At 29.8% G+C, this 319-nt stretch carries 1 pseudogene; it reads right to left on the bottom strand.

Features of this window, described 5'->3' with window-relative positions:
- A pseudogene (locus tag ELQ12_RS10010) lies at nucleotides 1–319 on the bottom strand (hypothetical protein); the annotation flags it as partial.

Raw genomic sequence — 319 nt, forward strand, 5'->3', positions numbered from 1 at the left:
CATCATCTAAAAAAGAAATAATCACTTCATCTCCTATTCTTGGAGTATGAAAAAAACCTGAATGATTGCTTGCTATACTAGAAGCTACTCTTAAAAAAGGAGTGTGATGGTAAGATTTGTAAGTATTGCTTGATAAATTAGAAGAATTTGTATCTATATCATTTGTAATAAAAGTATTATTATCTAATTCTTCTTGATTGGCATAAAGATTAATCCTTACCTTAACCCTTCCATGCTCATCAGTATAAATAGTATTTCTCTCACTTTCTATATCCTTACTCTCTCCTATAACAATACCTTGAGTGCTATTAGGAGCTTT

The sequence above is a fragment of the Campylobacter sp. US25a genome (genome assembly GCF_004379075.1).
GTDB lineage: Bacteria > Campylobacterota > Campylobacteria > Campylobacterales > Campylobacteraceae > Campylobacter_D > Campylobacter_D jejuni.